The 10,608-nt window shown below is 73.4% G+C and carries 8 protein-coding genes, 1 pseudogene and 1 riboswitch; of the genes and pseudogenes, 4 read left to right on the top strand and 5 right to left on the bottom strand.

Annotation, left to right across the window (positions count from 1 at the left end):
- Positions 1 to 311, top strand: a pseudogene (locus GA0070213_RS28825) (hypothetical protein); the annotation flags it as partial.
- Between the two features lie 65 nt (positions 312 to 376).
- Here GA0070213_RS28825 and GA0070213_RS28820 read toward each other — a convergent pair.
- The 4 genes from GA0070213_RS28820 to GA0070213_RS28805 form a co-directional block, all read right to left on the bottom strand.
- Positions 377 to 1,222, bottom strand: a complete 846-nt coding sequence (locus GA0070213_RS28820; RefSeq protein ID WP_091071535.1) for a C39 family peptidase — start codon at positions 1,220 to 1,222, stop codon at positions 377 to 379.
- 207 nt (positions 1,223 to 1,429) lie between these two features.
- A riboswitch (cyclic di-AMP (ydaO/yuaA leader) is annotated at positions 1,430 to 1,571 on the bottom strand.
- 306 nt (positions 1,572 to 1,877) lie between these two features.
- The gene (locus GA0070213_RS28815) at positions 1,878 to 2,642 is read right to left on the bottom strand and encodes a hypothetical protein (protein WP_091071567.1); all 765 of its coding nucleotides are present in this window, start codon (positions 2,640 to 2,642) and stop codon (positions 1,878 to 1,880) included.
- Positions 2,643 to 2,792: 150 nt separating this feature from the next.
- Entirely contained in the window at positions 2,793 to 3,176 is a 384-nt protein-coding gene (locus tag GA0070213_RS28810; RefSeq protein ID WP_091071533.1) for a hypothetical protein, read from the bottom strand.
- 95 nt (positions 3,177 to 3,271) lie between these two features.
- On the bottom strand, positions 3,272 to 4,450 hold the full coding sequence (locus tag GA0070213_RS28805) for an acyltransferase family protein (protein WP_091071530.1): 1,179 nt from the start codon (positions 4,448 to 4,450) through the stop codon (positions 3,272 to 3,274).
- Between the two features lie 147 nt (positions 4,451 to 4,597).
- Between GA0070213_RS28805 and GA0070213_RS28800 the strand changes: the two genes are divergently transcribed.
- The 3 genes from GA0070213_RS28800 (at position 4,598) to GA0070213_RS28790 (ending at position 7,983) form a co-directional block, all read left to right on the top strand.
- The gene (locus GA0070213_RS28800) at positions 4,598 to 5,923 is read left to right on the top strand and encodes a polysaccharide pyruvyl transferase family protein (protein WP_091071564.1); all 1,326 of its coding nucleotides are present in this window, start codon (positions 4,598 to 4,600) and stop codon (positions 5,921 to 5,923) included.
- 55 nt (positions 5,924 to 5,978) lie between these two features.
- The gene (locus GA0070213_RS28795; protein ID WP_091071562.1) at positions 5,979 to 6,581 is read left to right on the top strand and encodes an alpha-ketoglutarate-dependent dioxygenase AlkB; all 603 of its coding nucleotides are present in this window, start codon (positions 5,979 to 5,981) and stop codon (positions 6,579 to 6,581) included.
- Between the two features lie 79 nt (positions 6,582 to 6,660).
- Positions 6,661 to 7,983, top strand: coding sequence for a uracil-xanthine permease family protein (locus GA0070213_RS28790; RefSeq protein ID WP_091071527.1), 1,323 nt, complete (start codon positions 6,661 to 6,663; stop codon positions 7,981 to 7,983).
- A 112-nt stretch (positions 7,984 to 8,095) separates the two neighbouring features.
- Here the strand turns inward: GA0070213_RS28790 and GA0070213_RS28785 are convergent, their stop codons facing one another.
- Positions 8,096 to 10,585, bottom strand: coding sequence for a DNA gyrase/topoisomerase IV subunit A (locus tag GA0070213_RS28785; RefSeq protein ID WP_091071526.1), 2,490 nt, complete (start codon positions 10,583 to 10,585; stop codon positions 8,096 to 8,098).
- Between the last annotated feature and the right edge of the window lie 23 nt (positions 10,586 to 10,608).

Raw genomic sequence — 10,608 nt, 5'->3', positions numbered from 1 at the left:
TCGTCTCGATCGCCACCGCCCTGCAGGAGTCGAAGCTGGAGAACCTGGGCCACCTCGGCGACCGCAATGACCACGACTCGCTGGGCCTGTTCCAGCAGCGCCCCTCCAGCGGTTGGGGCAGCCCGGAGCAGATCACCGACCCCGAGTACTCCACGCTGGCGTTCCTCAAGGGGTTGAAGCAGGTCGACGGCTGGCAGGACATGCCGCTGACCAAGGCCGCCCAGACCGTACAGGTCTCGGCCTACCCCGACGCCTACGCCCAGTGGGAGAAGCAGGCCACCGACCTCGTCAACCAGCACTGGACCAAGTAAGCACACACGCGAAGGCCGGCACCCGAGAACGGGTGCCGGCCTTCACGCGTACCGGGAAGAAGAGGTCAGGCGGAGTAACCGCGCGTGGCCATCCAGTTCGCCAGGTCGATCGTGGTGACCCAGTACGCCGGCAGCGACGGGTCGGCCGAGTCGGCGATCCGCACGGTGCGGCCGTCGCTCTGGTAGCCGACCACCGCGATGTAGTGGCCGCCCGGGAACGAGTGCCAGCCACCGTTGGTGTCGGTGGCGTCGCCGGCGATGTTCGCGACGACGGCGCGGTCGTTGCTGACCGCCCGGACGACGTCGGCCTGGAGCTGGTCGATCTGGGCCCGGGTGGCCGCCCCGGGGATCATGCGGGTCCGATACGGGTCGCCCTTGACCTGCTGGTTGAGCACCCGGGTGGTGTCCTCGGCCGAGTTGGTGCCCATCTCGGTGGTGCCGAGCGCGGCGGCCAGGGTGTCCTGGCTGCGCTCGATGCCGGTGGCGCTGAGCGCGTTGCGCACCGCGGCCGGGCCACAGTAGTAGTAGGTGGTCTGCGCCTGGTAGTCGTAGTCGAGCACCTTGCGCGACGGCGGCTTCGGCTTGGCCTTGCGGGTGGTGTCCGGGTCGGCGGCCTTCGCCGAGGGTGAGGCGCTGGCGCTGGGCCGGGGTGACGCGCTCGGCGAGGCGCTGGGCGACGCGCTCGGCACCGGGACGGCGATCCGCGCCTCACTGCGGCTGGCGGTGTCGCCGAGCCGGGAGCCGAGGTCGGCCACCGAGGCGGTGTTCTCCGTCCGGGCCGGGGCGTCGTCGGTGGTGAGGGCGGCGCCGGCGCCGCCGGCCAGCACGAGGGCGGCGGCCGAACCGGCGATGATCTGGTACGGGCGTTCGGTCGCGAGCCGCCGCAGTTGACGCTTCAGGTGGTGCTTCACGATGGTCCTCCACGGGGGTGAGCGGCACGCGCCGGCCCGGCACGCGGAGGAACTCACACGCGCTGGCGGGCGGCAGGGCCGCGGGAAGCCACGCCCGGACTGTCGGGCGGGCAGGGGGTCGGGTGCGGGTCGCCGGTCAGGCGAGCGCCGGCACCCGGTGGCCGTGGAGGCGGGGGGACGATCGGGGGGTGGTGGGCACGGGGCGTGAACTCCTTCCGTGGCCGCCGACCGGGTTAGCTGACGGATTCGGGCGGGAAGTACGCCCTACCGCGGGCCGTGGCTCGCGGATTCACCCCGGTGTTGCTGTGGGTCCCCGGTTCGTGTGTGCACGATTAGGCGGGTCGGCGCGGCGTCACCATCGGCGATCGAGAACCGCACCGGACGCGCCGACACTACCGGCGGGTACACGCCATGCCAAGCGGCGCCACCTGCGGAAACGCCCGCAGTGACTACAGATTCGGAACAGCCGGTCACCCACTTCGCTCAATGGGACAAGCGGCCACGACGACGCCGCTCGGCGGAAAGCGGGACATCGGGACGGCGGGAAAACGGGCACCGGGCGCGGCACCGGTCATCGATCCCGGCGCCCGGCCTCCGGAGGGTGCCGGTGAGCGGGCTCACCACAGTCGGTAACGATTCGGCCGAGGCCGCCCGCTCAGCCCACCCGGGCCGGCCGCCAGCGGGCGCTCCGCACGGCCACCGGGAGCGGGGCGCGGGTCGCGGCCGGCACCCGGGACGCCGGGACGGGCCGCAGCGCCACGGCGGCCGCGTACGCCTCGGCGGCGAGCGCCCGGGCCGACTCGGCGGCCAGTTCGGCGCCCCGCCACGCCAGGCGCTCCCGCTCGGCGGCCGCCTCCCAGCCGGCCCGCCGCCCGTCGCGGACCGTGCGGGCCAGCACGATCTCCTGTTCCGCCGGGTGGCGGCGCGGGTCCCACCCGTTGCGGTGGGCCAGCACGTCGGCGAGTTGCCGGGCGGTCAGGTCGCCCCGCCAGTGCGCCGTCATGGCGGCGTGGTGCAGCCAGCGTTCCCGCGCCGCGTACTCCGCCGGGGTGTGCGGGGTGTGCGGCGCGGGCAGCGCGCCGGCGCCGGCGAGGCGGCGGGCGGCGGCGTCCGCCTCGTCGTAGGCGGCCCAGGCCCGGTCCGCCTCGCTCTGCGCGGCCAGCCACTGCTCGCGGCGGCGGTGGGCGGTCTGCGCGGCGCCGGCGGCGGCCACCGCCACCTCGTCGGCGTAGCGGGCGAGGTCGGCGCGGTGGGCGGCTTCGACGTCGACCGGGTCGGGTTCGATCTCGGCGGCGCCGTCGCGTTCGGGGCGGGCGACGAGCACGGCGAGCAGCACGAGGGCGAGCACGGTCAGGGCCGACCAGATGGCGGCGGCCTCGGGAACCGCGGTGAGGAAGTTGAGGAGAACGGTCTGCGACATGGTCGGCACCTCGCGGGAAGACGATGGCGGGAGGATCCGTACGGGCCGGTCGGGGCGGGGCGCGGACGGACTCGGGCGCCGCCGGGCCGCCGACGGGCGGGTACGGGGTGAGGTTCGGTGGCCGGCGACACGGGCCGGGCCCGTGGCGGGTCAGCGGGCGGGCGGAGCCCGCGGGCCGGCCGGCGTCGGCGGCTGGCCGCCCGGGAGCGGGAGCCGGCCGGCCGGCGGCGCGGCTGCGCCCTCCGGCGGTGGCTCCGGAACGCCGACGGGGGCGTTCTGCCGTGCGGCGGCGAGGTCGCGCTGCCGTGCGGCGGTGTCGTCGCGCTCCGCTCGCGCGGCGGCCGGCGGGCCGGCGGCGGTGCGGATCGTCAGGCCGGCGGCCGGGCCGGTCGAGGCCGGTGCGGTCGTGGACACGCCGGCCGGCAGCGTGGCGGCGCCGAGCGAGAAGGCGACCACCACGGCCACGCCGGCCAGCATCCGTGCGACCCAGCGCGCCACCCACCACACGGGACAGGTGAGCGCGATCGGAAGCACGGGTACAAATTACCGCCGATCCCGCCGCACCGCACCGTCGCCCGGCGTGTCGTGACGCCGCTGACCTGGCACGCCACCGGGCGGGGCCGGACTACTCAGTCCGGCCGGCGCCGGCCGGCGTACTCGATCGAGCGGGAGCTGTCGTCGGCGGCCGGCCTCGGCGCCGGCACGCCCGGCGCGGCGGCGGCCGGCTCCCGCCGGGCCCGTCGCGGCGGGCCGAGGCGGCGCATCATCGGCACCTCCACCCAGCGGTGCAGGGCGGCGGCGAGCGCCAGGGTGAGCAGCAGGAAGCCGAGCACCGCGAGCGGGCCCCGCCAGCCGGACAGGCCGGTGCCCCAGTCGCCGGTGAGCCGCAGGACGGTCACCATGACCAGCACGTGGACCAGGTAGAACGCGAACGAGACCTCACCGAGCCAGACCATCGGACGCGACCGCCACGGGGTCCGCCGGCCCCGCACGTCGGCGTCCGCCGCAGCGGCGATGACCAGCAGGTACGCCACGGCGAGCAGCGCCGCCCAGAACTCGGCCGGGATCCACAGCGCGGCGACCACCCAGGTGGCGACGGAGGTCAGACTGGCCACCGTGAGGTCGGGGCCACGCCAGCGCCGGCGGCGCATCAACTCGGCCGCTGCCGCGCCCATCCAGAATTCGAAGGACCGGGTGACCGGGAAGATCTGGGTGAACCACCACCGCTGGTCCTCCGGCACCAGCAGCTGAGCCGGCCAGAGCGCCAGGATCAGCAGCGGCGCGGCGACCAGCACCACCCGCAGCCAGCCGCTGCCGGCCCGGCGCAGCCACGGCACCACCAGCGGCAGGCACAGGTAGAAGGCCAGTTCGCAGGAGAGCGACCAGCTCACGTTGTTGACGCTGTAGAAGTAGCCGTTGAGCGGGATCCACGCCTGGACCAGGAAGAGGTTGCCGATCGCGGCCCACGGCAGGACCGGGTCGGCGAACCAGGCCGCCACCACCAGCGCCGCCAGGAACGTCACCACGTGGTTCGGGTAGATCTTGGCGAACCGGCGGCGCAGGAACGTCCACGCGCGCTCGCCGTCGCGGTACGACCAGACCAGGACGAATCCACTGAGGATGAAGAAGAACTCGACGCCGGACAGGCCGAGACTGAAGGCCTTGTCCATCACCGCCTTCCACTGCGGCTCGGCGATGATCCGCATGGTGCCCGCGTGGAAGCCGAAGACCAGCAGGGCGGCGATCCACCGCAGCCCGGTCAGCGACGGCAGCCGCGGCGTGCGGGCGGTGGTCGGGGCACTGGTCATCCCGGGCACCCTACCGGGTGGTATGCGGCGGGCTCCGGTGCGGCGGCGTCCGGACGGTCACCGGCGGGCGGCGGATAGGATTTCCGTTCCCGCACCTGTGGGCGCCCGCCGGCGTCCGCCGGGCCGTATCGGAAGGTGAGCAGCCGGATGCACCAGAGGATCCTCCTCCGCGCCCGCAAGGGCCCGTTCGACGTCCTGACGCCGGAGGAGACCTTCGGCCGCAACTGGATCAGCGACAACACCGGCAACCTGGTGTTCAGCCACGCCGCGCACAAGCTGCTGGCCACCTCCACGGCGGAGATCACCGCGACCCGCAAGCCCGCCGACCCGCGCGACGCCGACGAGATCAACGAGCGCCACGACGTCTTCGTCGTCCCGTTGGCCAACGCCTTCCGCCGCAGCTTCGCGCACCGCCTCGAACCGCTCACCCGGCTGATCGAACGGCTCAAGATCCCGGTGGTGGTCCTCGGCGTCGGCGTGCAGACGAACGTCGACGGCGACCGGGAGTACCTGCGCCCGATCGACGACGCGGTCAGCGCGTTCTGCCGGGCGGTGCTCGACCGCTCGCACAGCATCGGGGTACGCGGTGAGATCACCGAGAGCTACCTGCGTACCCTCGGCTTCTCCGCGGTGGAGCAGATCGGCTGTCCGTCGATGTTCCTGCACGGCGACAACTTCCGGCTGGAGAAGGGCCGGCCCGAGCTGACCACCGACGCCCGGATCGCGCTGACCATCTCCCCCTACGTCGCCTCGATGGCCCAGGTGGTCCGCCACCACCGGGAGCGCTACCCGAACCTGTGCTACATCCCGCAGGACCTGCGAACCCTCGGCACGCTGCTCTACGGCGACGCGCCCGAGCACCGGGGCAAGAGCAGCGAGATGCCGCTGCACACCTCGCACCCGCTCTTCGTCGAGGACAAGGTGCGGATGTTCGTCGACCCGTGGACCTGGATGACGCACCTGTCCGGTTTCGACTTCAACTTCGGCACCCGGATCCACGGCACCATCACGGCGCTGATCGCCGGCACCCCCGGCTACCTCTTCGCGCACGACTCACGCACCCTGGAGCTGGCCCGCTACTTCGACATCCCGCACCGGATCATGCGGGACGTGCCGGCCGACGTCGACGCCGCCGAGCTCTACGCGGAGGCCGACTACACCGCGCTCAACGCCGGCCACAAGGACCGCTTCGACACGATCACCAGGTTCCTGGCCAAGCACGACCTCGGCACCTCGTTCGCCGACGGCGACAGCGCCGCCGCGTTCGACAGGCGGGTCCGCGAGACGGAGTTCCCGCCCGGCGTCCGGCCGGCCGCCGCCACCCCGCCCGCCGAGCTGGTGACCCGCATCCAGCGGCTCCGGGACGAGAACCTCAAGCTCACCGACACCCTCCGCACGCTGCGCACGCAGGGGCTGCGCGAGCGGATCAAGCAGGCCGTCCCGGACCCGGTCCGCCGGCTGCTGCGGCGCTGAGGGGTCGTACGCCTGTACGATCGCAGGCGTGTCCGAGATCGCGTACCAGCCCTCGATGCTCGACCTGGCCGAGCAGGGGCCGACCCTGGGCCCGCTCGCCGTGCGCCGGCACGAGCTGAGCCGCGGCGCCTGGGTCGACCACCTGCCCGGCTGGGTGCGCGGCTCCGACGCCGTGCTCGACACGCTGCGCCACGACGTGCCGTGGCGGGCCGAGCGCCGCACCATGTACGACACCGCTGTCGACGTGCCGCGCCTGCTCTGCTGGTACGCCGCCGGCCGCCCGCTGCCGCACCCGGTGCTCACCGCCGCACGCGACACGCTCACCCGGCACTACACGCCCGAGCTGGGTGAGCCGTTCGTCACCGCCGGCCTGTGCCTCTACCGCGACGGGCGGGACAGCGTGGCCTGGCACGGCGACACCCAGGGCCGCTCCGCGCACACCGACACCATGGTCGCGATCGTCTCGTTCGGCTCGCCCCGCGCGTTGCTGCTGCGCCCGCGCGGTGGCGGCGCCAGCCTGCGCTTCCCGCTCGGCCACGGCGACCTCGTGGTGATGGGCGGCTCCTGCCAACGCACCTGGGAACACGCCGTGCCGAAGACCGCCCGACCGGTCGGTCCCCGGGTCAGCGTGCAGTTCCGCCCCGCCGGGGTGGCCTGACCTCCCGATCTCCGCCCGTGCTAGAAACAACTCCCAGGGTCGGACACCGCCCCCGTCACCCGAGGTAAAGGGCGAGGCGATGACCCAGTTCCCCACCTGGACCAGGCACGGCGACGGCCGCTCGGTACGCCCCGGCGACGTGGTCCACCCCGGCGAACGGCTCTCCTGGCCGCGCACGGTCGGGGTGGGCGTGCAGCACGTGGTCGCCATGTTCGGCGCCACCTTCACCGTCCCGCTGATCACCGGTTTTCCGCCGGCCACCACGCTGTTCTTCTCCGGCCTGGGCACGCTGCTGTTCCTGCTGATCACCGGCAACCGGCTGCCGTCGTACCTCGGGTCGTCGTTCGCGTTCATCGCCCCGGTGATCGCCGCCAAGACCGACGGCGGCATCGGCGCGGCGCTCGGCGGCATCGTGGTCGCCGGCGCCGCCCTGGCACTGGTCGGCGTCGTGGTGCACCTGGCCGGCGCACGCTGGATCGACGCCCTGATGCCCCCGGTGGTGACCGGTGCGATCGTCGCGCTGATCGGGCTCAACCTGGCGCCGGTGGCGTGGGACGGCGGCGGCGCCGGCACCGGCGTCAAGGCCCAGCCGCTGATCGCCGTGCTCACCCTGCTCGCGATCCTGGTCACCACCGTGGTGTTCCGCGGCTTCCTGGCCCGGCTGTCGATCCTGCTCGGCGTCGTGTTCGGCTGGCTGGTCGCCGCGGTGACCGGCCAACTCGACCAGCAGGCGCTCACCGGGTTGCGGCAGGCGGCCTGGGTCGGGCTGCCGGAGTTCCACACGCCCAGCTTCAGCCTGCGCGCCGTCGTCCTGGTCATCCCGGTGATCCTGGTGCTGATCGCGGAGAACGCCGGGCACGTCAAGGCGGTGGCCGCGATGACCGGTGAGAACCTCGACCGCCACATGGGTCGGGCGTTCCTCGGCGACGGCCTCGCCACCGTGCTGGCCGGCTCCGGCGGCGGCTCCGGCACCACCACGTACGCGGAGAACATCGGCGTCATGGCGGCGACCCGGGTCTACTCCACGGCCGCCTACTGGGTGGCCGGCGGCACCGCCGTCCTGCTCGGTCTCTGCCCGAAGTTCGGCGCGCTGATCCTGACCGTGCCGGCCGGCGTGCTCGGCGGCGCCACCACCGCGTTGTACGGGCTGATCGCCGTGCTCGGCGCCCGGATCTGGATCGAGAACCGGGTCGACTTCCACGACCCGGTCAACCTGTTCACCGCCGCGGTCGCGGTCATCGTCGGTGCCGCCAACTACACGCTGACCGCCGGCGACCTGTCCTTCAACGGCATCACCCTGGGCACCGCCGCAGCCCTGGCGATCTATCACGGCATGCGCCTGATCGCCCGCCTCCGCGGCACCACCCCCGAGTCCCGCCCCTCCCCCGACCCCGAACTCTGACCCCCGTCCCGTCCCCCGCGTCGATCTTGCACTTGTGGCCCGGGATCTGCCGGCTTCGCCCGAGATGCCCGGGCGGAACTGCAAGATCGACGCAGGGCGGGGTGGGGCGTGGTCAGTCGCGGTCGATGTGGTGGCCCACGACGGTGGGGCCGAGCATGACGGCGAAGCCGGAGCCGTCGCGGCGCGGGTCGGCCGGTGGCAGGTCCACCGGGTCGCCGGTCGCCGTCGCGCCGACCGGGCGCGGGCCGATCCAGGCCACGGACAGGTCCGTCTCACCCTTGAGCAGCCGCTGGGCGCGCACGCCGCCGGTCGCCCTCCCCTTCGCCGGGTACGCCTTGAACGGCGTCACCTTGACCGTCGCGCCGGTCGACGTCACCACCATCGGCTCACCGTGCTGGGCGTCGTCGGTGCGTACCGCGCCGAAGAACACCACCCGCGCCCCGGCGGGCAGGCTGATCCCGGCCATCCCGCCACCCTTGACGCCCTGCGGCCGGACCAGGGACGCCGCGAAGCGCAGCAGCGACGCCTCCGAGGAGACGAACGACAGCGTCTCCGCGCCGTCGGCCAGCCAGGACGCGCCGACCACCTCGTCGCCGTCGCGCAACGAGATCACCTCGAACTCGTCCGACCGGACCGGCCAGTCCGGTGCGCACACCTTCACCACGCCCTGCCGCGTGCCCAGCGCCAGCCCGGGCGACCCGGCGGCGGACGGGCCCAGCGGCGCCAGCCCCACCACCGTCTCCCCGGGCGCCAGCGGCGCCAGCTCGGCGGCCGACATGCCACCGCGCAGCGACACCGTGCCGGACTGCTCCGGCAGCACCGGCAACGGCAACACATCGATCTTGAACGCCCGGCCGGCGCTGGTCACCAGCAGCACCCGCCCCCGGGCCGTGGAGTGCACCACGGCGCGTACCGCGTCGTGCTTGACCCGGCCGCTGCGCCGCCGCGCCTCGGCGGCCTCCTCCGACTCGGCCGCGGTGCGCGCCACCAGCCCGGTCGCGGAGAGGATCACCTGGCACGGGTCGTCGGCGACCTCCAGCGGACCGGCCGGCACCGAGGCCGCCAGGACCTCCTTCAGGTCGCCGTCGACGAGCGTGGTGCGCCGCTCGGTGGGGAACTGCTTCACCACCGCGGCCAGCTCGTCGGAGACCAGCTTCCGCAGCACCTTCGGGTCGTCGAGGATCGTCGACAGCTCGGCGATCTCGCCGCGCAGCTTCTCCTGCTCGGCCTCCAACTCCAGCCGGTCGTACTTGGTCAGCCGGCGCAACGGAGTGTCCAGGATGTAGGTCGCCTGGATCTCGGAGAGCGTGAACCTCTGCATCAGGCCGTCCTTGGCCGCCTGGGCGTCCTCGCTGGCCCGGATCAGCTTGACCACCCGGTCGATGTCGAGCAGGGCGATCAGCAGGCCGTCCACCAGGTGCAGTCGCTCCTCCCGCTTGCGCCTGCGGTGGGCGCTGCGCCGGGTCACCACCTGGTAGCGGTGCGACAGGAACACCTCGAGCAGCTCCTTGAGCCCGAGCGTGCGCGGCTGGCCGTCCACCAGCACCAGGTTGTTCACGCCGAACGACTGCTCCAGCGGGGTGAGCCGGTAGAGGTCGGCCAGCAACGCCTGCGGGTTGACCCCCACCTTGCACTCGACGACCAGGCGGGTGCCGTTCTCCCGGTCGGTGAGGTCCTTGACGTCGGCGATGCCGGTCAGCCGCTTGGTCTTGTTGACCTCGTTGGTGATCGCCGCGATGACCTTCTCGGCGCCGACGCCGTAGGGCAGCTCGGTGACCGTGATGGCCTGCCGCCCTCGGCTGCCCTCCAGCGGGCCGATCTCCACCCGGCCGCGCATCCGCACCACGCCCCGCCCGGTCTCGTACGCCCGGCGCACCTCGTCCAGGCCGAGCAGCAGCCCACCGGTGGGCAGGTCGGGGCCGGGCACGAACTCCATCAGCCGGTCCAGCGTGGCGTCCGGGTGGTTGATCAGCCAACGGGCGGCCTGCACCACCTCGCCGAGGTTGTGCGGGATCATGTTGGTCGCCATCCCGACCGCGATGCCGGACGCGCCGTTGACCAGCAGGTTCGGGAAGGCCGCCGGCAGCACGGTGGGCTGGGTCAGCGAGCCGTCGTAGTTGGGCTCGACGTCGACGGTGTCCTCACCCAGCTCACCGACGAGCAGCATCGCCTCCCGGGACATCCGGGCCTCGGTGTAGCGCGCGGCGGCCGGACCGTCGTCCGGCGACCCGAAGTTGCCGTGCCCGTCGATGAGCGGGGCGTTGAGCGAGAAGTCCTGTGCCAGCCGCACCATGGCGTCGTAGATCGCCGTGTCGCCGTGCGGGTGGTATTTGCCCATGACGTCGCCGACGATCCGGGCCGACTTCACGTGCCCCCGGTCGGGGCGGTGGCCCTGCTCGTACATCGACCAGAGGATGCGCCGGTGCACCGGCTTGAGCCCGTCCCGGGCGTCCGGCAGGGCGCGGGAGTGGATGACCGAGAACGCGTACTCCAGGTAGGAGTCGGAGACCTCGGTGACCAGCGGGTTGTCGAAGACCCGGGCGCCGGCCTGGTCGAAGGCGGAGAGATCCGCCTTGGCGCGGTCGTCCTTGCGGCGTGCCATGGTGCAGCTTCCTTCCGAAACGA

The sequence above is a fragment of the Micromonospora humi genome, from assembly GCF_900090105.1.
GTDB lineage: Bacteria > Actinomycetota > Actinomycetes > Mycobacteriales > Micromonosporaceae > Micromonospora > Micromonospora humi.
The sequence above is the reverse complement of the archived record's forward strand: the minus strand, read 5'-3'. Positions and strand labels throughout refer to the sequence as shown.